The following is a 21,435-nucleotide window of genomic DNA, read 5'->3' on the forward strand; positions in this document are numbered from 1 at the left end:
TGGTTAACAAATCGTTCCTGTGGTTGTTATGGCAGTGAGTGCCAAGGAACGGTTGTCGAGAGGGAGCGGACGGTGGCGAACACGCACGCGACGTCGAACGGACCCAATGCACAGGGGGCATCCGGCGCGGGATTCGCCGAGCGGGTGCGCGACGCCATCGACCGGCAGGAGCTTTCCCTGGTCTTTCAGCCGCAGGCGGACGTCGTCACCAACCGCCTGACCGGCTTCGAGGCGCTGTCGCGCTGGCGCCTGTCCGACGGCACCATGCTGCCGCCCGACGTCTTCGTGCCGATGGCGGAGCAGGGGGAGGCGATCCACTTGCTGGGCGAATGGACCCTGCGGACCGCCTGCAGGGTGGCCGCCGGCTGGCTGCGTGCCGGCTATCCCGACATTCCGGTGTCGGTGAACCTGTCGGCGCGGCAGCTCGACGATCCGGGGCTGGTGCTGAAGGTGCTGGCGATCCTGGCGGAGACCGGCCTACCGGCCGCCAACCTGAAGCTGGAACTGACCGAAACCAGCATGTTCAGCCAAGGCGCGGACGCCCGCGAGGCCTTGCTGCAACTGCGCGGCGCCGGAATCCGACTGGTTCTGGACGATTTCGGCACCGGCTGGTCGTCGCTGGCCACCCTGCGCCGGGTACCGGTGGAAGCGCTGAAGATCGACAAGCAGTTCGTCCAGGCGATGGTGGAGGACCGCGATGCCGCCGCCATCGTCCAGGCTGTGGTGGCGCTGGCCCACGCGCTGGATTTGGGCGTGGTGGCGGAAGGGGTGGAAACGCCGGAACAGCGGCTCTATCTGCAGGCCTACCGCTGCGACGTTCTGCAGGGCTATTGGCTGTCGCGCCCGCTGAGCGCCGACGGGGTGAGCGAGTTCCTGGCCGAACGGAGCGTCATCGGTACCCTGCGGCCTATGGGGTCGGGTTCCGCCGCTGGGCCGCAGACATCAGGATGACCCGCCGGGTCTCGTCCCATTCCGTCAGTTCGCCCGCCTCCTCGGCGGTGGCCCAGCAGGCCTCCAGGGCATCGTCGGCGCAGAGCGGGTCGCCCTCGGCACTCTCCGCCGCCACCTCCACCAGCGTATAGTGGTAATGGACGCGCCCCTCGGCATCGGGGGTGATCGCGTCGACCACGGTGACGATCCCGGTCGGCACCACCTCCAACCCGGTCTCCTCGCGCACCTCGCGCACCGCGGTCTCGAACACTGTTTCGCCGACCGACTGCGCCCCTCCCGGCAGGCTCCACTGCCCCATCCGCGGCGCCTTGCCCCGCCGGATCAGCAGCACCTTGTCCCCGCGCCAGACGACGGCCCCGACACCGACCCAGGGGCGGTTGGGATATTCGCGGCTGGAACGGTCGGGCGGGGTGGCGGACATGAAGGGCTCCCTATCGATGGCTTGACCGGAGGGTAGCGCGGTCCGACACTGGGATGCCAGACGTGAAGACGCATCGCCGCGTCCTGTCGGCGCACCCCACCCGACCTTGTGGCTGCCCCATGAAGCTCAACGAGATCCGTACCTTCATCGCCGTGGCCGATGCGCAGTCTGTGCAGGAGGCCGGCAACCGGCTGGGGCTGACGCAGTCGGCCGTGTCGCGGCTGATCCAGCGGTTGGAGGCGGAACTGGGTGTCGTGCTGTTCGACCGGCAGACCAAGCCGCTGGCCCTGACCCGCGACGGCGAACTGGCGTTGGCCCATGCAAGGCGCATCCTGGCGGCGACCAGCGACTTCGCCGATGCGTTCGCCGGGTCGGCTGAACCGCGCGGGCTGCTGCGGCTGGGCACGGCGCATGTGCTGACCGCGCTGGCCGCCGGCCGGCCTCTGGACGAGCTGCGGGCCGGTTTCCCCGGTCTGACCCTGCGGTTGCATGCGGACTGGAGCAACCCGCTGATCGAGCAGGTCCGCGCCGGCAGCCTGGACGGCGCGCTGGTCCTGATGTGCGACGATCAGGCGCCGCCCGACGATTTGCCGGTCCGCCGGATCGGGACCGAACCGGTCAGCATCATCGCCTCTCCCGGCGACGGTTCCGCCGATCTGGCGGCCATGAACCGGCGCGGCTGGGTGTTGCAGCCGAACGGCTGCCGGTACCGCGAGGCCCTCCATCAGGCGCTTGCGCCGCTCGGCCTGCAGCCGAACGTGACGGTGGAGGCCTATGACCAGAGCCTGCTGGTGTCGCTGGTGGCGCGCGGCGTCGGTTTCGGGCTGGCGCCGATGGGGCTGATCGCGCCGATACCCGGTGCGGTCGCCGTTCGGCCGCTCGACCTGCCCGATTTCCGGATGGCGGTGACGATCTGGCTGATTCAGGCGCGGACGACCGGCCGCATCGCCCCGGTGTTCGACCGGCTGGAGCAATCGCTGCGGCATGAATTGTCGGCGTGGCATCGGCCCGACCGCCGGACCGGGCAACCTCCCATCCTGCATTCCGCCGCGGAATGACCCGGTTGCCGATTATGAATTTGCCGAACTGTTGGCACCCGCCTATCGTCGGGCCATAGCAGTTCCACAACACCGGCGCGCAATGCCGGCCCCTTCCGGGAGGACGCCTTGACCACCGCCACCCCCGCACCGGCGCCCTCCTGGAGGACGCCCGCACTCGTCGTCGTTTGCGGCTGCCTGATCTCGATGCTGGCCTTCGGACCACGGTCCAGCATGGGCCTGTTCATCGGCCCGCTTTCGGAAACCCGCGGCTGGGGCCGCGACGTCTTCGCGCTGGCAATGGCGATCCAGAACATCCTGTGGGGCGCCGGCGGCCCCTTCGCCGGGGCGCTGACCGACCGCTACGGCCCGGCCCCGGTCCTGGCCGGCGGTGGCATCCTCTATGCGGCCGGTCTGGCGCTGATGCCCTACGCCACCACCAGCGTGGAGCTGTACCTGACCGCGGGCGTGCTGATCGGGCTCGGCCTGTCCGGCGCGTCCTTCGGCATCATCATCGCCGGCTTCACCCGGCTGCTGCCGCCGGAACAGCGCAGCTGGTCGGTCGGCATCGCCACCGCGGCCGGGTCGATGGGCCAGTTCCTGTTTGCGCCGATGGGCCAGGCCTTCATCGCCGGCTTTGGCTGGCAGACCGCCCTGCTGCTGCTGGCGGCGTCGATGATCGCGGTGCCGCTGCTGGCCGGCGTCTTCCCCGGCCCGAAGGGCATGACGGCGAGCGGCGCCCCGGCGGTGACCGGCGCCAATATCGGCTATATCGCCGCCGTGCGGCAGGCGTTCCAGCACCGCAGCTATGTGCTGCTGGTCTCGGGCTTCTTCGTCTGCGGCTTTCAACTGGCTTTCATCACCACCCATCTGCCGCCTTATCTGACCGAGGCCGGCATCAGCCCGTCGCTGGCCGCCTGGGCGCTGGCGCTGATCGGCCTGTTCAACGTCATCGGTTCCTATGCCTCCGGCGTGCTGGCAGGCAAGGTCAGCAAGCGCTATCTGCTGTGCGGCAACTATTTCTCGCGCGGCATCGCCACGGCGATCTTCATCCTGCTGCCGATCTCGCCGGTCACCGTCATCGCCTATGCCGCGGTGATGGGCCTGCTGTGGCTGTCCACCGTGCCGCCGACCTCCGGACTCGTCGCGCTGATGTTCGGCACCCGCTACATGGGCACGCTCTACGGCTTCGCCTTCTTCAGCCATCAGGTCGGCGGTTTCCTGGGCGTCTGGCTCGGCGGCGTGCTGTACGAGCGCACGGGATCCTACGACGTCGTCTGGTGGCTGGGCGTGGCGCTGGCCATGTTCGCGACCATCATCCACTGGCCGATCGCCGAGAAGCCGGCCCCGTCGCTGGCGGCGGCCGAGGCGAAGGCGTAAGGTAGACCACCATGAGCGACAGCCCCGCCCAATCCTCATCCGGACTTCCCATCGGCCACGGACTTGCCGCGGCGCTGCTGGGCGGCATCCTGCTGGTCTGGGCCGGGCTGATGGGGCTGTCGCTGCAGCGCGCCGCGCTGCCGGATGCGACCGACGGCATGATGCTGGCGGTCTTCTCCCCCGGCACCAGCGATGCCGAGGCGATGACGGCGATGGTGCGGGCGGGCGGCGAACCGGTTCGGTCCACTTGGCTCGGGTTCGCCTGGGTCGCCCGCGGGGTGGAGCCCGGTTTTGTCGGCCGGCTGAAGGCGGAAGGTGCACTGGCCGCCTTCGGCGAGCTTCCGGTCGGCCCGACGCTGGGCGGCTGCACCGCCACCCCGGTCGACGCCGCCAAGATCGCCGCCACCAGGCTGCAATAGGCCCGGCTGCAATAGGCCGGTCTGTCCGCCTTACAGGCCGGTCGGCATCGCGCGCGTATCGGCGGTGCGGGTGGCGCCCTGGTCGATCAGCGGCTGCAGCGCCGGGGCGAGGCTTTTCAGAAGCTGGGCGGGCAGGGCGCTGGTGAAGCGGTAGTTGTCGGCCTCCGGCCCATGGACGAAGGCGGTCATCGTCCCGAAGAAGCGATCGCCGATGTAGAAGACGAAGGTCGCCGTGCGGTTGACCGCCTTCGATTCGATCAGCACGCCGCCCGGCCCCCAGCGGTCCAGCCGATGGTCGCCGGTGCCGGTCTTGCCACCCATCGGGATCGGCATGCCGGCCGGGTCCTTGAAGGAGCCCCAGACCCGCTTGGCGGTGCCGTTCTGCGCCACGTCCATCAGGGCGCGGCGCAGGGTGGCGCACACCTCCGGCCGCAGCACGCGCTCGCCCTTCAGCGGCCCCAGCCCCAGCTTCGCCTCGTAGGGCGTGCCGGCGGCGAAATGCAGCGAGCGGATCTTCACCGTCGGCTGGCGCACCCCGTCGTTCAGGATCAGCCCCATCAGCTCCGCCAGCGCCGCCGGGCGGTCGGCCGAGCTGCCGATGGCGGTCGCCAGCGACGGCACCAGCGTTTCGAACGGGTAGCCGACGCTGCGCCACTGGGCGGTGATGCGCTGGAACGCCTCCTCCTCCAGCCCGATGCGGATGCGGGTGTTCTGGGCGGCCATGCCCTTCTTGAACAGCCAGCGATAGCTTTCCTGGCGTTCGTCGGCGCTGGCCGCCAGCACCTCGGCCCGCGTGGCGCCGGGATGCTGCTGGAGGTAGGCGACGAGCCACAGCTCCAGCGGATGGACACGGGCGAGATAGCCGAGGTCGTTCAGCGGGAAGCGATCCGGCCCGTATTTGGTGTAGAGCGCCGAAAGCTGCCCGTCGGACAACGCCATCTTCGGCAGCCGGGCGCGCAGGAAGGCCGAGAATTCAGCCAGACCGGCCTTGGGCCTCACGCTGCGGAAGATCACCGCCAGCCGGTGCGGCACCGGGCGCGAACGGGTCGCCAGCCGGGCCAGCGCCTCGTCCGGCGTGCGCTTGCGGTAATCGTTGTAGAAACGGTTGAGGAAGTCCGATCCCTCGCGGTCGGCGAAGCGGGCAAGATAGGCCTGCCGGGCCGGGTGGTCGGGCGAGCGCAGGATGTCGGCGCCGTCGTCGGCCCCCTCGTCCATATAGAACTGGACGACGTCGCGCATCAGCCGGATGAAGGGCAGGTTGACGCTGTTCCGCAACGCCTCCTGCACGGTCAGGATGCGGCCGTTGTCGTCCTTGTTGAAGTTCACGAAGCTGTGCTGGCCGCCGCCGGTGAAGAACACCTCGCCGGGGCCGGCGGAATAGCGCCGCTCCATCGCCGCGTCCAGCATGGCCGGCAGCCGGCGGTCTGGGGCCGAGGCCAGCCAGGAGGTGGCCCAACGGGTCAGATTGTCCGACGCCTCGTCCTCGACATCCGCCAGCAGGTCCTTCGGCAGGTGGGCGTAGCGGCTGTGCAGTTCGGCGATGATCTCCAGATAGGTCGTCAGCGTGCGCAGCTTGGCGGTGGAGCCGAGATCGAGCTTCGCCCCGTCGTTGATGTCCAGCGGCTGGTCGAGGTTGTCGGCCTGGACGCGCAGGTAATTGGCCTCCGGACCCCGCTCGTACAGCGTGATCGAGTAGACCAGCTTGGACAGGTCGTTGTTGCGGGCGTCGAGCAGCCGTTCGCCGGTCAACCCAAGCGAGCGGGCAAAGTCGGGCTCGTTCAGCTTGCCCAGCACCTCCACCACGCGCGCCTGCGTCTCGGCATCCAGGGTGGATTGCGCGGTGAGGTCGAGCCGGTCGAGCGCATAGAGGTTGGAAACGCCGAGCATGCCCAGCAGCCGGGCGCGGATGGCGTTGGTCGCCTTCTGCTCGACGAAGGAGGTGGCGGGGGCGGTCGGCGCCTCCTCGCGGAAGGCCAGCGGCGTGGCGATGGCGGCGTCGCGCAACGCCGGATCGATCACCCCGGCCTGCGCCAGCGCCCGCAGATGGGCGTCGGCCAGCCGGTCGAGCGCGGCACGGTCCTGGATCAGGTAATAGGAGGGCCGCCGCTGGGCCAGCAGCAGGGCCAGCACCTGCTTGTAGGCCAGCGCCTTCAGCTTCAGGGTGCGAAGGTCCGGTGCCGGTTCGGCCAGCACGCGCTTGGCGATCGACAGGTCGGTGCCGAACCAGGCCCACAGCCCGTCGCCCAACCCGTTCACCTCGCCGAAGCCGACCCTTGCCGTCAGCGGGGTGGAGTTCAGGTAGTCGACCAGGATGCGGCGGCGGGCCAGCGTGGTGTCCTCGCCGTCGCTATAGGCGCGGACGCTGGCCGACGCCATCTGGCGCAGCTTTTCCACGCTGCCGGTGGTCTGGCCGTCGGGAGAGTGGCGGTATTTCTCGATCTGGGTGGCGAGCGTCGAGCCGCCGGGGGAACGCTGGCCCGGCCGGACCATCTGCAAGGGCAGCATCGCCACCGCGGCGCCGAAGCGGTCCCATTCCACCGCCGGATTGCGGCGCGGCTGGTCGGCGTCCAGCAGCTCGCGATTCTCGATGAACAGCAGCGTGTCGGCGACCAGCTTCGGCACATCGTCGAAGCCGTCGAACACCCGTTCGGGATAGCGCGCCGAATACATGACGGCGCCGTTGCGGTCGAGCAGGGTCAGCCCGGCCTGCGTCTTCTCGCGATAGATCGGAAAGCCGCCGCCGGCCATGAAGCGGTCGAGCGCCGGCGACAGCACCGCCTGCTGCTCGACCGCATAGACGTCATGGGTCAGCGCGTCGAGTTGGTCGGGCAGGGCGGTGTAGCCGAGCCGCTCGTTGTACGGCCCATGCTTGGGATAGCGTGCCTGCGGGTTGGGGCCTTCGCGCAAGGATACGGTCATCGACTGGGCGACGCCGGACAGCAGCCGGGCCTGGAGGCGCGAGGTCTCCATCTCCCGCCAGCCGGCATAGCCGGCGGCGGCCATGGTGGTCGCCAGCGTCACGCCGATCGCCGCCCGCCGGGCCCAACGCCCAACCTGCATCCACCCCTTGGCCATATCGGAAGCGAACCCCCTGCCGCCCGACCCACACGGTCGGTGTAGGTCGGAACGATAGGCGAATTATGGTTAACGGGGGGTTTAAGGTGGTGCCTCTCACCCCTCCAGCAGCGCCTTCGCCCGCGCCGCCAGTTCCGCCAGCGGGACCTCGACCTGCTCGCCCTTGACCAGATGCTTCAGGGTTGCGGTGCCGCGCGCCTTCTCGTCGGAGCCCATCAGCAGGACGATGGGGATGCCGGCGCGGTCGGCGTATTTCATCTGCTTGGCGATCTTGCCGCCGTCCAGCTGGATTTCCGTGTTGATGCCGGCGGCGCGCAGCTCGCTGGCCATGCGGAAATAGTCGGTTGACAGGGCGGGGTCCATCTGGGTCACCAGCACCTGGGCGGTGGGGGCGGCGTCCTTGATGAGGCCGGCTTCCATCAGCTGGTAGAACAGGCGGGTGGCGCCGATGGAGATGCCGACGCCCGGCAGTTTCGACTTGGTGTAGTGGCTGGCGAGATTCTCGTAACGCCCGCCGGAGCAGACCGAGCCGATGCCGGGATGGTCGTTCAGGAAGGTCTCGTAGACGGTGCCGGTGTAGTAATCGAGGCCCCGCGCGATGGCGAGGTTGATGCGCACCGTCCCCTCCGGCACCTGAAAGGCCTTCAGCCCCTCGATGACGGTGGTCAGCTCGCCGACGCCTTCGCGGAAGATGGCGTTCTCGATGTCCAGCGCGCCCAGCGCTGCCAGCGTCTCGGCGTTGGTGCCCTTCATGTCGATCAGCGACAGGATGGTGTCGGCGGCATGCTCGGTGACGCCCAGGCCCAGCAGGCTGTCGCGCACCTTGTCGCGGCCGATCTTGTCCAGCTTGTCGATCTCGCGCAGCACCAGCACGCGGGTGTCGGCGTCGGCGACGCCAAGGCCGTCGAGCAGGCCCAGCAGGACCTTGCGGTTGTTCACGTTGATGGTGAAGCCGCCGAAGTTCAGCTCGGTGAAGACATGGTGGATCACCGCCGGGATCTCGGCGTCGTAATGGGCGGACAGGCTGTCCTTGCCGATCACGTCGATGTCGCACTGGTAGAATTCGCGGAAGCGCCCGCGCTGCGCCCGCTCGCCGCGATAGACCCGCTGGATCTGATAGCGGCGGAAGGGGAAGGCGAGGTCGCGCTCATGCTCCGCCACATAGCGGGCGAGCGGCACGGTCAGGTCGAAGCGCAGGGCCAGCTCCGGCTTGTTGCCCTGCTGGATGGCGCCGGTCGACTGGACGAAATAGACCTGCTTCTCCGTCTCGCCGCCCGACTTGGTCAGCAGCGTGTCCACCGTCTCGAACACCGGGGTTTCGACGGGGACGAAGCCGAACCGCTCGTAACCGCGGCGGATGGTGTCCAGCATGCGCTGGAAGGCCACCTGCTGGCGCGGCAGCAGCTCCATCGTTCCGGGCGGGGTGCGGGGCGTGATCAGGCTCATCGGAGAGGGTCCGCGCTTGGATAGGAAAAGCGTGCGTTTTCTAGCCCCTTTCGCCGGTCCCGTCACCTGCGCCCAAAAAGGCCGGGATAAATTTTTCGGTCGGGGCGAAAATTTTTTGGAAGGGCGTGGAATGAATGGCAGCGGGGCGGCGTTCATCTAAGCACGATCCCGCAACGAGGATCGCTCACCGAAATGGAGAAACCAAATGTCCGGCACCGTCTTCTGGTCGCGTATCCGCTCGTCCGTTTCGACCTTTGCGTTTGCTGCCATGATGGCGGCAGCCCCCGTGCTGAGCGCGGGTGCCGCAACGGTCGTTCCGGCCACGCCGGCCGCGTCTGCCCCCGCCGCGACGACCGACTCCACTACGGCTCCGAAGGTCGAGCAGAAGACCGACCAGAAGGCCGTCACCAAGACCGAGGCCACCAAGACCGAAGCCACCAAGCACGAGGCTCCGAAGGTCGATGCCACCAAGGCCGATGCCGGCAAGACCAAGCATGAACAGGTCGCGGCCACCCCGAAGGCCGAGGTGACCAAGACCCAGGCCGATGCCGTCGCCAAGGAACTGGGCGCCAAGCCGACCGACCAGCTGACCGTCCAGCTCGGCAAGTATCACGAGCAGATGCTGGCCGCCCATGCGCTGAAGGACAGCGCTGCCCGCGACAAGGCGGTGGCTGAGGCGCGGCAGCAGCTCGCCACCATCGGCGGCAAGCCGGTGACCGCCGAGCAGGCCGCGAAGATCGACAACATCCTGGGGGTGAAGACCTCGACCACCATCCAGTAAAGTCCCGGACAGACGGCCAGCCCCCCGCCAACGCCGGCCGGCGGGGGGCTGCCGGTTTTGTCTTGTGTTTCCGGTCCATGTTTCCGGTCCGGGGCCCGCCTCTGTTGAGATGCCGCGGCGATGGCGATAGAACGTCGTCCAAGCTCACCGCCCCTCGACATCAGCGCCGGGACCCGATCCATGCCCAACGACCGCCTTGTCATCCGCCGCCCCGACGACTGGCATGTCCATCTGCGCGACGGCGCCATGCTGAAGGCGGTTCTGCCCTTCACCGCCCGCCAGTTCGGCCGCGCCATCGTCATGCCGAACCTGAAGCCGCCGGTGGCGACGGCCGCCGATGCCGTGGCCTATCGCGAGCGCATCCTGGCGGCCCTGCCGGACGGCGTGGATTTCACCCCGCTGATGACCGCCTATCTGACCGACGGCGCCGACGCCGACGATCTGGCCCAGGGCTTCAAGGACGGTGTGTTCGCCGCCGCCAAGCTCTATCCCGCCAACGCCACCACCAACAGCGCCCATGGCGTCACCGACATCGCCCGCATCGCCCCGGTGCTGGAGCGCATGGCGGAGATCGGCATGCCGCTGCTGATCCATGGCGAGGTGACCGACCAGTCCGTCGACATCTTCGACCGCGAGGCGGTGTTCATCGACACCATCCTGGCCCCGCTGATGGAGCGTCATAAGACCCTGCGCGTGGTGCTGGAGCATGTGACCACGGCCGACGCCGTGCAGTTCGTCCGCGCCCATGCCGCCAGCGGCCGGATCGGCGCCACCATCACCGCGCACCATCTGCTGATCAACCGCAGCCACATCTTCCAGGGCGGCATCCGTCCGCATCTCTACTGCCTGCCGATCGCCAAGCGCGAGACGCACCGGGTGGCGCTGGTCGAGGCGGCGATCTCCGGCGAGGGGCCTTTCTTCCTGGGCACCGACACGGCCCCGCACACGGTGACCGCCAAGGAAGCCGCCTGCGGTTGCGCCGGCTGCTTCACCGCAGCCAACGCTCTGGAACTCTATGCCGAGGCGTTCGACGAGGCCGGTGCGCTCGACAGGCTGGAGGCCTTCGCCAGCCTGAACGGCCCGCGTTTCTACAACCTGCCGGTCAGCGAGGAGCGCGTGGCGCTGGAACGCCGCCCATCGGTCGCCCCCGACCTGATCCTGGTCAGCGAGGGCGACGCCGTCCTGCCCTTCCGCAGCGGCGAAACCCTGCGCTGGAGCTACGCGGGCGCGGTGTGACCGCTTCGGAAGCCGCGCCCGTCCGACGCGGGCGCGACTTCCGACCTCAGAAAAGTGTTCCCTGCACCGGCACCACCCGCGGCTTGCGCGGTGCCGCCTTCTTCTCCGGCTTGGCCTCCGCCGGCGTCTCGGGCTTTGCCTCCGCTTTCGGGGCGCCGCCGTCGATGGTTGCTGCAACTTTGGTGTCGTCGGCGAAGACGATGTTGACGGCCAGCCCCGGCGTCGCCTGATCGGCGCGGGTCACCGGGCGGCCGTCGCGGTCTTCCACCAGGGCGAATCCGCGCGCCAGCACTCCCTTGTAGCTGTAACTTTCCAGCAGTTGGCCGAGCGACGCCAGCTTCGCCGCCTTGTCGGCGACCCCCTTGGCATAGCTGCGGTCGAGGCGCGGCGTCAGGTCGGCGATCCGGCGTTCGCCGTCCGCCAACTTCACCCGCGCCGGGGTCAGCGACAGCCGGCCGGCGATGCGGTCGAAGCGTCCGCCGGCTGTGGTCACCGCATGGCGCAGGGCCGAGTCGAGCGCGCGGCTTTCCGACGCCAATTTCTGTTCCGCCTGGGCCAGTTTCTCCCGCGGGTGGCGCAGCTTGGCCGCCAGCTCGCCGACGCGGGTGCGGCGGCGTTCCAACAGCGTCGAGGCGGCAAGGTTCAGGCGTTCCGCCCGGTCGTCCAGGCGCTGGGCATGGCCTTCCAGCAGGGCGCGGGGATCACCCAGGCCACGGGCCAGCCCCTCCACCCGGTTGCGGCGATCTTCCACCGCGCGCGAGGCGCTCGCGAGCAGGCGGCGCTCGTCGTCCAGGATCTGGGCCAGCAGTTCGCCACGCACCGGCACCGCCATCTCGGCGGCGGCGGTCGGGGTGGGCGCGCGCAGGTCGGACGCGAAGTCGATCAGCGTGGTATCGGTCTCGTGCCCGACGGCGGAGATCAGCGGGATCGCGCTGGCCGCCGCGGCGCGGACGACATTCTCCTCGTTGAAGGCCATCAGGTCTTCCAGCGAGCCGCCGCCGCGCGCCACGATGATCAGGTCCGGGCGCGGGATACGCCCCCCCGGCTGGATGCGGTTGAAGCCCTCGATGGCCGCCGTCACCTCGACCGCCGCGCGTTCGCCCTGGACGGCGACCGGCCACAGCAGGACATGGCGGGGGAAACGGTCGTTCAGCCGGTGCAGGATGTCGCGGATCACCGCGCCGGTGGGGGAGGTGATCACACCGATCACGTCCGGCAGGAAGGGGATGCGCTTCTTGCGGGCGGGGTCGAACAGCCCCTCCGCCGCAAGCCGGCGCTTGCGTTCCTCCAGCATTTTCAGAAGCGCGCCTTCGCCGGCCAGTTCCATCGACTCGACGATCAGCTGGTACTGCGAACGGCCGGGGTAGGTCGTCATCCGCCCGGTGACGATGACCTCCAGCCCTTCCTCCGGCCTGACCGCCAGCTTCGCCATGGTGCCGCGCCAGCACACCGCCTCGATCACGGCGGTGTCGTCCTTGAGGCGCATGTAGCAGTGGCCGGAGCTGTGCTTCTTCGGCTGGCTGATCTCGCCGCGGACGCGGACGAAGCCGAATTCCTCCTCGATGCTGCGCTTCAGCCGGCGGGCGAGGTCGCCGACGGTGAATTCCGGAAGGTTGGAGCCGGGGCGCGGTTCGGGGGCGATGAGGGGTGCGTTTTCGGACGTCATGGCGCTCTTGAGTTGGGGCGCCGCCATGATACAAGGCGCGCAGATCGCAACAAGGCGGAAGGAGCGCCACTCCATGAAAGTCCTCGTCGTCGGATCGGGCGGTCGTGAGCACGCGCTCTGCTGGGCCATTTCCAATTCGCCGCTGTGCGACGCGCTCTATTGCGCGCCGGGCAATGCCGGCATCGCCGATGTCGCTACGCTGGTTCCCATCGGGTCGGAGGATGTCGACGCGCTGGTGCGCTTCGTCCAGGACAACGCCATCGACTTCGTCGTCGTCGGCCCGGAAGGCCCGCTGGTGCTGGGTCTGGTCGACAGGCTGACCGCCCTGGGCGTCAAGGCCTTCGGGCCGAGCGCCGCGGCGGCGGAGCTTGAGGGTTCCAAGGGCTTCATGAAGGACATCCTGGCGAAATACGGGGTGCCCACCGCCTTCTACGAGCGCTTCAAGGACCCGGAAGCGGCCAAAGCCTATGTCCGCAAGCATGGCGCGCCCATCGTGGTGAAGGCCGACGGGCTTGCCGCCGGCAAGGGCGTCACCGTCGCCCGCACCGAGCAGGAAGCCTTCGAGGCCATCGACGACGCGCTGGTCGGCGGCCGCTTCGGCGCCGCCGGTGCCGAAGTGGTGGTGGAGGAATTCCTGGACGGCGAGGAGGTCAGCTTCTTCGCGCTGTGCGACGGCGAGAACGCGCTGCCGCTGGCCTCGGCCCAGGACCACAAGGCGGTCGGCGACGGCGACACCGGTCCCAACACCGGCGGCATGGGCGCCTATTCCCCGGCGCCGGTGCTGACCGCCGACCTGCAGGACCGCGTGATGCGCGAGATCATCCTGCCGACGGTCAAGGGCATGGCGGCGGAAGGCAAGCCCTTCAAGGGCGTGCTGTTCGCCGGCCTGATGATCATGCGGACGCCGGACGGCCCGGTGCCGAAGACGCTGGAGTTCAACGTCCGCTTCGGCGATCCGGAATGCCAGACGCTGATGATGCGGCTGAAGTCCGACGCGCTGGCGGCCTTGGTGGCGGCGGCCGACGGGGTGCTGGACAGCATCGACCTGCGCTGGCACGACCAGACCGCGCTGTGCGTGGTGATGGCGGCCAACGGCTACCCCGGCGACTATGCCAAGAACACCGAGATCCGGGGGCTGGACAAGGCCGGCGCGGTGGAGAATGTGACCGTCTTCCACGCCGGCACCAAGCGCGCCGAGGACGGCCGTGTGCTGTCGGTCGGCGGCCGGGTGCTGGGCGTGACCGCGCTGGCGCCGACGGTGGCGGAGGCGCAGGCGGCGGCCTACAAGGCGGTGGACGCGCTGGACTGGCCGGACGGCTTCTGCCGCCGCGACATCGGCTGGCGGGCGGTGGGGCGGTAACGCGCCCCGTGCCTTTCCGATTGGTTAGAACCCGCCGGTGGGCAGGCCTAGAAGGCGGTCCACCCGCGCCACCACGGATGCGGTCAGCGGCTTGTTCGCCACGGTGGCGAGATCGCCCCGGGCCGCATTGATGGTATAGGCGCGGGTGATCGGATCGCTGATCGTCAGAGCCTGCCGCATCGCAGCGTCATAGGTCGCAATCTTGCCGACCATCGATGTCGGAGCGGCATTCGCCCGTGCCGTGGCCGAGGCGTGGGCCGCATTCAAGTTGCCAAGTTCATTCGCCACGGCCTCAGCCTTTGCCGCAGAGATGTGGGACGGGTGTGCGGTGGCCGTCGCGTGGATTTCGGCGGCACGCGTCTTGGCGTCCCGGGTCGCGTCGTCGCTTCGGCTGGCTCCGATGGAACCGCCGTTTTGCGCATGGCTGGAGCTTTGCGAATGACCGGCACTATTGCCATGGCTGCCGCTGTTGCCGCCGGCGTTGCCACCTCCATGGCCTCCGCCGTTCCCACCGCCGTTCCCGCCCCCAGCGCGGGCGAAGGCAACCGACGGTTCGAACCCGCTGAGGGGATCGACGGATGCAGCGGTGAAAACAAGACCCAAGCCCAGAACCAGGAATGCGGAACGGTATTTCATGATCGGTCTCTCCTTAGCACCCGGTCTGTTACCTCTATCGATCGGGGAAACGGGCGTGGACTTGAGATAGGCCTTCCAGAACGGCTTCGGAATGATCCCGGCGGTGACAAAATGTGGGCTGACCTCACCGCAGAATTATGAAATCTGAAGCTCCGAGAAGAAGGGGCGCATCACGCCCGCAGACGCTCCGACGCGGTGGCGATATTCTGCGACACCACCTCGATGTCGCGGACCACGCGGGTGACGCTGTGGGCAATCTCCTTGGTCGCCGATTCCTGCTGCGACACGGCGGCGGCGATGGTGGTGGAGATCTGCTGGACGTCGGTGACGATGGCGCCGATCCGGCGGATGGCGTCCACCGCGTGCAGCGCCTCCTGCTGGACCGAGGCGATCTGCGCGGCGATGTCGTCCGCGGCGCTGCCGCTCTGCTGGGCCAGCGACTTCACCTCGTTCGCCACGACGGCGAAGCCGCGGCCGGCTTCTCCGGCCCGGGCCGCTTCGATGGTGGCGTTCAGGGCCAGCAGGTTGGTCTGCGAGGCGATGCTGTTGATCAGCTTGGTGATGGCGCCGATGCGCTCGGCCGAAGTGACCAGGGCTTCCACCGCGGCGTTGGTGCGCGACGCCTCCTCGGACGCCTTCAGCGAGGCGCCCGACGCCTCGTTGGCGCGGTTGCTGATGTCGGAGATGGAGGCCGACAACTCCTCCGTCGCCGCGGCGACTGTCTGGGCGTTGGCGGTGGCACGGTCCGCGGCGGTGCCGACCTCGCGGTCCAGCGATTCGGCAAGGCTGGACACGGTGCGGCGGCGCTCGCCGTCCATCTCCACCTGCCGCAGCTCGGCCAGCTTCTCCGCATCGATGTCGATCAGCGATCCGCAGGCGCGCAACGCCACGCCGTTGTTGTCGCGGGCGACGCCGCCGATGGCGCGGAACCAGCGATAGCTGCCGTCCTTCACCTTCAGCCGGTAATCGACATCGTATCCGGTGCGCCCGCTGCGGTCGTTCAGGCAGGCCATGAAGGCGTCGAAGGTCCGCTTCGCATCGTCCGGATGCAGCCGGTCAGACCAGGAATTGACGACGTTGGGGAAACCGCCCGTGTCGTCGCGGTCGAATCCGGCGAGACGGCGGAACTCCGGAGACCAGTGCCAGCGGCTCTGCGCATGCATCGGATCGCCATTGTGGAAGACCGCATCCCACAGCCCGACGCCGGCATGACGGTCGAGCAGCTTGGCCCGCTCCAGCTCATTGCGCTCGGCATCGATGTCGATCAGGGAGCCGCAGGCACGCAGGGCCAGACCGCTGCTGTCGCGGGCGACGCCGCCGATGGCGCGGAACCAGCGATAGCTGCCGTCCTTCACCTTCAGTCGGTAATTCACGTCATAGCCGGTACGGCCGCTGCGGTCGTTCAGGCAGGCCATAAAGGCGTCGAAAGTCCGCTTCGCGTCGTCCGGATGCAGCCGGTCGGCCCAGGAATTGACGACGTTGGGGAAACCGGCCGTGTCGTCGCGGTCGAATCCGACGAGGCGGCGGAACTCCGGCGACCAGTGCCAACGGCTTTGCGCATGCATCGGATCGCCATTGTGGATCACTGCGTCCCACAGCCCGACACCCGCATGGCGCCCCAGCAGAGCCAGCTCTTCGGCGGCCTGATTGTCCTGTGGCTTGCGGAACGACAACATTTGCGACTCCTGATGGCTTAAAGCGGTCAGCGCATCATCGGCATATATTCGCTGAACAAACACTTAACAGACTAATTTGTTCTTATACGTTACATTTCCGCGGTTGTTGAGGATCGTGGATTTTCATCCGTGCTCACCACGAATGAAGGCGTGCCATTTGCTGCCGCATTGAAGAAATTCTATTGCCTGACACGTGCAGTAATATTGCGCGCACGGTTCATGTTACCGGGAGGCAGGCTCACCGCCGTTCCCTGAAGAACCCCCGCAGCAGCGCGCCCGCCCGCGTCTCGCCGATGCCGCTGTAGACCTCCGGCGTGTGGTGGCAGGTCGGCTGCGTGAAGAAGCGCGGGCCGTGATCGACGGCGCCCCCCTTGGGATCATAGGCGCCGTAATAGACCCGCCGGATGCGGGCGAAGCTGATCGCCGCGGCGCACAGCGCGCAGGGTTCCAGCGTCACATAGAGGTCGCAGCCGGGCAGGCGGGGCTGGCCGCGGGCGGCGCAGGCCTCGCGGATCGCCAGCAGCTCGGCATGGGCGGAGGGGTCGCACAGCTCCTCTGTGCGGTTGCCGGCGGTGGCGAGGACGGTGCCCGTCGCGGGGTCGACGACGACGGCGCCGACCGGCACCTCGCCACGCGCGGCGGCGGCCTCGGCGGCGGCGAAGGCGAGGTCCATATAGCGGGGAGACGGCATGGCCGGTCAGGGTGCCAACCCCGCCGGGAGCGCGTCAACCGGATTCCGGTGTCCGGGCGCTGGACTCGTGTTGCGGGCGGCGCGTCCAGGCCCTATGGTCCGGCCATGGACCGCTCCGATACCGCCAAGAAATCCAAATCCGCCACCTCTGCCGCCAGCTCCGCTGCCGACGGCGGCGAACGCATCGCCAAGCGACTGGCGCGCGCCGGGCTCTGCTCGCGCCGCGACGCCGAACGCTGGATCGCCGAGGGCCGCGTCGCGGTCAACAGCCGCGTGCTCGACAGCCCCGCCTGCGTGGTCCGCTCCGGCGACATCGTGCAGGTCGACGGCAAGGTCATTCCGGAACCGGAGCCGGCCCGTCTGTGGCGCTATCACAAGCCGTCGGGGCTGGTCACCACCGCCCGCGACGAGAAGGGGCGCGAAACCGTCTTCGACCGACTGCCGCCCGAACTGCCGCGCGTGGTCTCCATCGGTCGTCTCGACCTGACGACCGAGGGGCTGCTGCTGCTGACCAACGACGGCGAGCTGGCCCGCTTCCTGGAACTGCCGGCCACCGGCTGGACCCGCCGCTACCGCGTGCGCGTCTTCGGCGAGGTGGACGAGAGGCAACTGGCGGCGCTGGAGAAGGGGCCGACCATCGAAGGCGTGAAGTACGGCCCGATCGAGGCCGCGCTTGACCGCATCCAGGGCCGCAACGCCTGGCTGACCGTCAGCCTCAAGGAAGGCAAGAACCGCGAGATCCGCAAGGTCATGGAGTCGCTGGGGCTCCAGGTGAATCGGCTGATCCGCGTCGCCTATGGTCCCTTTCAGCTCGGCAAGCTGGAGGAGGGCGCCGTCGAGGAGGTGCCGAAGCGCGTCGTCCGCGAACAGATCGCCCCCTTCTTCGGCACGCCGGAAGGGGCTGAGCCGGCAGAATCCGGGACCAAGCAGCGCGCCAAGGCGAGAGCCGATGCGGCGGTGAAGGCCGCTCCGGCGAAGGCGGCTTCCGGCGGCCGTGCGACCGGCAAGACGGACGCCAAGACGGACGCCAAGACCGCTCCGAAGCGCGCGCCGCGCTCCGCCACCAAGCGGCATGAGGCCGAAGCCGCCCGCACCGAAGAGGCCAAGCCGGCCCGGCGCGGCGCATCGACCCGCAGCACCCTGTCTCTCGGCGGTGGTGCGGCGGCCAAACCGGGCCGTCCCGGCAAGCCGGACGGCGCCCGGTCCGACGCCCGGCGGCCCGATGCTGCCCGGTCCGAGTCCCCGCGCTCCGAAGGTGCCCGTTCGCGGGATGCCAAGCCGAGGGATGCCAAGCCCAGGGACGGCAAGGCTCCGGGTTTCAAGGCGGCCGAGTCCAAGGCGGCAGGCCCCAAACCTGCCGGCCTCAAATCTGCCGGACCCAAGTCCGCCGGCCCGAAGGGAAGCGGCCCGAAGGGGGCCGGCCCGGCGCCGCGGGGCGGGCCGAAGGGCGGCGGCGACAGGTCCGGTGGCGGTGCCGGCGGACGGACGGAGCGCCCGCGTGCGGATCGTCGGCGGTAAGCACCGCGGCCGCAGTCTGGTGGCGCCGGGCGGGCGCGACACCCGTCCCACCACCGACCGCACCCGGCAAGCCATCTTCAACATCCTGGCCCATGCCGACTGGGCGCCCGAGTTCGAGGGCGTTGCGGTCGTCGACGCTTTCTGCGGCACCGGCGCGCTGGGGCTGGAAGCCCTGTCGCGCGGGGCGTCTTGGTGCGGCTTCCTCGACATGGGCCGGCCGGCGCTGGACGCCGTGCGCGCCAATGTCGAGGCGCTACGCGAAGCGGCGAACGCCCAAATCCTGCGCGCCGACGCCACCAAGCCACCCCCGGCGTCCCGTGCCTGCATGCTGGCCTTCCTCGACCCGCCCTATGGCCAGGGGCTGGCGCCGCGTGCGCTGGAGGGGTTGCTGCGCGCCGGCTGGCTGGCCGACGGCGCGCTCGCGGTGGTTGAGGTTGCCGATCGCGACCCCTTGCCTCTTCCCAATGGTTTTACGGCGGTCGATGAACGCCGCTATGGCGACACCCGCGTCGCCTTTCTGACGGTCCGCCACCCGGCCTGACCGCAGGGCCGGACGCCGCCGCCCCATCCCCGGGGTTGCCGGCCCTCCGTTACAATACCCCCGAGTTTCATTTTTTGCCGACCATGCCCATAGGCCGGTGGTGACGCATCCCTTGGGTTCCAAGGCTGCTGCCTGTGTTTTTCCATCATGCGGAAAGACGAAACGGACTGTTGAGTTCCAAAACAATCCGAGCAAAAGATCATGTGTCGCCGATGCGGTTCCTTATGGAAACGGCGGCATCTATCTATCTCCTAAGACTGCACACCCTCGTTCGAGGGGGCCGTGCAGGTACCGGCACGGCTTCTTTTTGCAGAACCTACGTCAAAGCAGGTGATCCGACACAAGAACCGGTGTGGACCGGGCATCCTGCGCGACGCGAGTTGTAGCTTTTACTTTGTCCGTATGTATGCCTACGGCGTCGATCCGTCCGTCGGTGTCTTTTTGTCCCCGGTTTTGGCATACCAGATTACATATCTGGCATTCCTAAATCGGGACAATCGAACTCCGAGCGATTGTCGGCATCCGCGCCGAGTTCCGGAAAGGAACCGTCAACAAGAGCGGTCCGTCCGGGTCATTCCGCAATCGTGATTGGCGCGCCGGTCCCCGGGAGAGGGGCCGCGCCGCCGGCTCAGGCAAGTTAATCGGGAGGCACGATGGCTCATATGAATTCACAACCGGCGGCATCGGCGCCGCCGGTGTCCGATGCGGTCCGCTGGACGCAGATCGTCGTCGGCATCGTCTGCATGGTGGCGGCCGCCAACATCCAGTACGCCTGGACGCTGTTCGTCCCGGAAATCCAGGCGACCCATGGCTGGACTCGCGCATCGATCCAGACCGCCTTCACCATCTTCGTCGTCGTGCAGACGTGGCTGACGCCGATCGAGGGTTATTTCATCGACAAATACGGCCCCCGCGTGATCGTCGCCGCCGGCGGCTTCTTCACCGGCCTGTCCTGGGTCGTCGACAGCTATGCCGGTTCGCTCGGCATGCTGTATGTCGGCTCGGCCATCGGCGGCATCGGCGTCGGTTGCGTCTACGCCACCTGCGTCAACAACGCACTGAAGTGGTTCCCGGAAAAGCGCGGTCTGGCGGTCGGCCTGACGGCAGGCGGCTATGGCGCCGGCTCGGCGCTGACCATCCTGCCGATCTCGGCGATGATCCACAGCAGCGGTTATCAGACCACCTTCTTCTGGTTCGGCCTGCTGCAGGGCGCCCTCATCATCGCCGCCTCGCTGTTCCTGCGCATGCCGCAGAAGGAGCAGGTCAAGGCCTCCACCAAGGTCGCGCAGACCCGCCGCGACTACACGCTGGGCGAGGCGATCCGCACCCCGGTGTTCTGGGTGATGTGGGCGATGTTCATCGGCACCGTCACCGGCGGCCTGATGGCGGTGGCCCAGCTGGGCGTCATCGCCCACGATCTGGGCGTGAAGGAAACCCCGGTCAGCGTCCTCGGCCTGACCATGGCCGCTCTGCCCTTCGCCCTGATGCTGGACCGCGTGATGAACGGCATCTCGCGCCCGCTGTTCGGCTTCATTTCGGATCACATCGGCCGTGAGGCGACCATGTTCGTCGCCTTCACGCTGGAAGGCGTCGGCATCATCATGCTGAGCCGCTTCGGCCACGACCCGATGATGTTCCTGATCCTCAGCGGCATGGTCTTCCTGGCCTGGGGCGAAGTGTACAGCCTGTTCAGCGCCACCTCGGCCGACACCTTCGGCACCAAGCATGCCGGCAAGATCTACGGCGTCCTGTACTGCGCCAAGGGTGTCGCGGCTCTGCTGGTGCCGATGGGCAACCTGCTGATGGAGGCCACCGGCACCTGGGCGACCGTGCTGTACGTCACCGCCACCATGGACCTGACCGCGGCGGCCTGCGCGCTGCTGGTCCTGAAGCCGATGCTGGCCCGCCACCATGCCCGCAACGCCGAACTGGCGCGTCGGGCGGAGCAGGGTGAAACCGGACATGCCGTCCCGGTCGGGGCCGCAGCCGGCACCGCCAACGGGTAAGGCGACAGCCGGGGGGCTTCGTTCAGAAGACTGACTGAGGGGTGCGGGCTGGAGATCGCAAGAGCGCTCCGGCCCGCTTCCTTCATTCGATCCAGAAGGGACGGTCCTTGGCCTTGTCGGACTTGGTCTCATTCCGGGCCGCCTGCTGGAACCGCTCGGACGAGAACAGGATGCCCGGCTCTTCCTCCGTCTCGTCCTTCTCGGGCTCGATCACGGTGAAGCCGCCGCGGCCGCTGGCCATATAGACGGCGTGGCCGATCATGCCGGTCAGCGCGAGGAACAGAAGGGCCTGGGTCTCGATCATGGCGAAAACGTCCTTATCGGGGAGGGGAGGGCGTCGACAGGAACAACAGCGCATGACCGCAAACGGCCTCCCCCGCGGACGGCGATCGCCCACGGTGACGGCCAAGTCATGCTGTGCCGCAACATAAGCAAACTGGCATGCCATCGCAAAAAGTTTTGCATGCCAGATGCCGGATGCCTGACCTGCAACTTTGCCGCAGGGGGGCTTGCCGCCACAGACCGATCCTTTCCCGCAACCAAACCGGCCCTGCCGCTGTTGCCCGCCTGTCGGCCCCGTTTCGGGCCGGGGATC

Annotated in this window: 18 protein-coding genes; 10 read left to right on the top strand and 8 right to left on the bottom strand. The window is 68.4% G+C overall.

The annotated features are described in order from the left end of the window. Positions 1-72 precede the first annotated feature (72 nt). The gene (locus FZ938_RS09430) at positions 73-951 is read left to right on the top strand and encodes an EAL domain-containing protein (protein ID WP_149198256.1); all 879 of its coding nucleotides are present in this window, start codon (positions 73-75) and stop codon (positions 949-951) included. Here the strand turns inward: FZ938_RS09430 and FZ938_RS09435 are convergent. After that, entirely contained in the window at positions 908-1,372 is a 465-nt protein-coding gene (locus FZ938_RS09435) for an NUDIX hydrolase (RefSeq protein WP_149198257.1), read from the bottom strand. The genes FZ938_RS09430 and FZ938_RS09435 overlap by 44 nt on opposite strands. 119 nt (positions 1,373-1,491) lie before the next feature. Here FZ938_RS09435 and FZ938_RS09440 point away from each other — a divergent pair, with 119 nt between their 5' ends. The 3 genes from FZ938_RS09440 to FZ938_RS09450 all read left to right on the top strand — a co-directional run bounded on the left by FZ938_RS09440 (position 1,492) and on the right by FZ938_RS09450 (position 4,208). Then, positions 1,492-2,430, top strand: a complete 939-nt coding sequence (locus FZ938_RS09440) for a LysR family transcriptional regulator (RefSeq protein WP_246457792.1) — start codon at positions 1,492-1,494, stop codon at positions 2,428-2,430. A 108-nt stretch (positions 2,431-2,538) separates the two neighbouring features. Continuing rightward, a complete protein-coding gene (locus tag FZ938_RS09445) occupies positions 2,539-3,789 on the top strand; it encodes an MFS transporter (RefSeq protein WP_149198258.1) in 1,251 nt (416 codons plus the stop codon). Between the two features lie 11 nt (positions 3,790-3,800). Then, positions 3,801-4,208, top strand: a complete 408-nt coding sequence (locus FZ938_RS09450; protein ID WP_149198259.1) for a hypothetical protein — start codon at positions 3,801-3,803, stop codon at positions 4,206-4,208. A gap of 30 nt (positions 4,209-4,238) precedes the next feature. Here the strand turns inward: FZ938_RS09450 and FZ938_RS09455 are convergent, their stop codons facing one another. Together FZ938_RS09455 and hisS are read right to left on the bottom strand one after the other, a co-directional pair. After that, entirely contained in the window at positions 4,239-7,268 is a 3,030-nt protein-coding gene (locus tag FZ938_RS09455) for a transglycosylase domain-containing protein (protein ID WP_246457795.1), read from the bottom strand. 111 nt (positions 7,269-7,379) lie between these two features. After that, on the bottom strand, positions 7,380-8,729 hold the full coding sequence (hisS, locus tag FZ938_RS09460; protein WP_149198261.1) for a histidine--tRNA ligase: 1,350 nt from the start codon (positions 8,727-8,729) through the stop codon (positions 7,380-7,382). A 205-nt stretch (positions 8,730-8,934) separates the two neighbouring features. On the opposite strand from hisS, the gene FZ938_RS09465 reads away from it, so the two are divergent. Next, positions 8,935-9,510, top strand: coding sequence for a hypothetical protein (locus tag FZ938_RS09465; protein WP_149198262.1), 576 nt, complete (start codon positions 8,935-8,937; stop codon positions 9,508-9,510). 180 nt (positions 9,511-9,690) lie between these two features. After that, on the top strand, positions 9,691-10,746 hold the full coding sequence (gene pyrC, locus FZ938_RS09470) for a dihydroorotase (protein WP_149198263.1): 1,056 nt from the start codon (positions 9,691-9,693) through the stop codon (positions 10,744-10,746). A 46-nt stretch (positions 10,747-10,792) separates the two neighbouring features. On the opposite strand, the gene xseA is transcribed toward pyrC, so the two are convergent. Next, on the bottom strand, positions 10,793-12,412 hold the full coding sequence (gene xseA, locus FZ938_RS09475; RefSeq protein ID WP_149198264.1) for an exodeoxyribonuclease VII large subunit: 1,620 nt from the start codon (positions 12,410-12,412) through the stop codon (positions 10,793-10,795). A 73-nt stretch (positions 12,413-12,485) separates the two neighbouring features. Between xseA and purD the strand changes: the two genes are divergently transcribed. Beyond that, complete coding sequence (gene purD / locus FZ938_RS09480) at positions 12,486-13,772, top strand: phosphoribosylamine--glycine ligase (protein ID WP_149198265.1); 1,287 nt, start codon at positions 12,486-12,488, stop codon at positions 13,770-13,772. A gap of 24 nt (positions 13,773-13,796) precedes the next feature. Here the strand turns inward: purD and FZ938_RS09485 are convergent, their stop codons facing one another. The 3 genes from FZ938_RS09485 to FZ938_RS09495 all read right to left on the bottom strand — a co-directional run bounded on the left by FZ938_RS09485 (position 13,797) and on the right by FZ938_RS09495 (position 16,775). Continuing rightward, a complete protein-coding gene (locus FZ938_RS09485; protein WP_149198266.1) occupies positions 13,797-14,408 on the bottom strand; it encodes a Holotricin-3 precursor in 612 nt (203 codons plus the stop codon). Positions 14,409-14,578: 170 nt separating this feature from the next. Next, positions 14,579-16,084: a methyl-accepting chemotaxis protein gene (locus FZ938_RS09490; RefSeq protein WP_149198267.1), complete on the bottom strand. Its 1,506-nt coding sequence runs from the start codon at positions 16,082-16,084 to the stop codon at positions 14,579-14,581. A 238-nt stretch (positions 16,085-16,322) separates the two neighbouring features. Further along, the gene (locus tag FZ938_RS09495) at positions 16,323-16,775 is read right to left on the bottom strand and encodes a nucleoside deaminase (protein ID WP_149198268.1); all 453 of its coding nucleotides are present in this window, start codon (positions 16,773-16,775) and stop codon (positions 16,323-16,325) included. A 105-nt stretch (positions 16,776-16,880) separates the two neighbouring features. Here FZ938_RS09495 and FZ938_RS31515 point away from each other — a divergent pair, with 105 nt between their 5' ends. From FZ938_RS31515 to oxlT, 3 genes are all read left to right on the top strand, one after another. After that, positions 16,881-18,293 (top strand): pseudouridine synthase, encoded by a 1,413-nt coding sequence (locus FZ938_RS31515; protein ID WP_149198269.1) that lies wholly within the window; start codon positions 16,881-16,883, stop codon positions 18,291-18,293. Then, on the top strand, positions 18,274-18,834 hold the full coding sequence (gene rsmD / locus FZ938_RS09505) for a 16S rRNA (guanine(966)-N(2))-methyltransferase RsmD (protein WP_149198270.1): 561 nt from the start codon (positions 18,274-18,276) through the stop codon (positions 18,832-18,834). Before FZ938_RS31515 ends, rsmD begins: the two co-directional genes overlap by 20 nt. Positions 18,835-19,496: 662 nt before the next feature. Then, positions 19,497-20,840 carry an oxalate/formate MFS antiporter gene (oxlT, locus tag FZ938_RS09510; protein WP_149198271.1) on the top strand — a complete coding sequence of 448 codons (1,344 nt, stop codon included), beginning with the start codon at positions 19,497-19,499 and terminating at the stop codon, positions 20,838-20,840. 82 nt (positions 20,841-20,922) lie between these two features. Here oxlT and FZ938_RS09515 read toward each other — a convergent pair whose 3' ends face one another. Beyond that, positions 20,923-21,144: a hypothetical protein gene (locus FZ938_RS09515; protein WP_149198272.1), complete on the bottom strand. Its 222-nt coding sequence runs from the start codon at positions 21,142-21,144 to the stop codon at positions 20,923-20,925. Positions 21,145-21,435 lie beyond the last annotated feature (291 nt).

The sequence above is a fragment of the Azospirillum oryzae genome, from assembly GCF_008364795.1.
Taxonomy (GTDB): domain Bacteria; phylum Pseudomonadota; class Alphaproteobacteria; order Azospirillales; family Azospirillaceae; genus Azospirillum; species Azospirillum oryzae.

Coding starts and splice junctions, on each gene's coding strand:
- FZ938_RS09440 (WP_246457792.1), top strand. CDS start 1,492: ATGAAGCTCAACGAGATCCGTACCTTCATCGCCGTGGCCGATGCGCAG.
- hisS (WP_149198261.1), bottom strand. CDS start 8,729: ATGAGCCTGATCACGCCCCGCACCCCGCCCGGAACGATGGAGCTGCTG.
- oxlT (WP_149198271.1), top strand. CDS start 19,497: ATGAATTCACAACCGGCGGCATCGGCGCCGCCGGTGTCCGATGCGGTC.
- FZ938_RS09465 (WP_149198262.1), top strand. CDS start 8,935: ATGTCCGGCACCGTCTTCTGGTCGCGTATCCGCTCGTCCGTTTCGACC.
- FZ938_RS09490 (WP_149198267.1), bottom strand. CDS start 16,084: ATGTTGTCGTTCCGCAAGCCACAGGACAATCAGGCCGCCGAAGAGCTG.
- FZ938_RS09450 (WP_149198259.1), top strand. CDS start 3,801: ATGAGCGACAGCCCCGCCCAATCCTCATCCGGACTTCCCATCGGCCAC.
- FZ938_RS09485 (WP_149198266.1), bottom strand. CDS start 14,408: ATGAAATACCGTTCCGCATTCCTGGTTCTGGGCTTGGGTCTTGTTTTC.
- FZ938_RS09455 (WP_246457795.1), bottom strand. CDS start 7,268: ATGCAGGTTGGGCGTTGGGCCCGGCGGGCGGCGATCGGCGTGACGCTG.
- xseA (WP_149198264.1), bottom strand. CDS start 12,412: ATGACGTCCGAAAACGCACCCCTCATCGCCCCCGAACCGCGCCCCGGC.
- pyrC (WP_149198263.1), top strand. CDS start 9,691: ATGCCCAACGACCGCCTTGTCATCCGCCGCCCCGACGACTGGCATGTC.
- FZ938_RS09435 (WP_149198257.1), bottom strand. CDS start 1,372: ATGTCCGCCACCCCGCCCGACCGTTCCAGCCGCGAATATCCCAACCGC.
- FZ938_RS09495 (WP_149198268.1), bottom strand. CDS start 16,775: ATGCCGTCTCCCCGCTATATGGACCTCGCCTTCGCCGCCGCCGAGGCC.
- purD (WP_149198265.1), top strand. CDS start 12,486: ATGAAAGTCCTCGTCGTCGGATCGGGCGGTCGTGAGCACGCGCTCTGC.
- FZ938_RS31515 (WP_149198269.1), top strand. CDS start 16,881: ATGGACCGCTCCGATACCGCCAAGAAATCCAAATCCGCCACCTCTGCC.
- FZ938_RS09515 (WP_149198272.1), bottom strand. CDS start 21,144: ATGATCGAGACCCAGGCCCTTCTGTTCCTCGCGCTGACCGGCATGATC.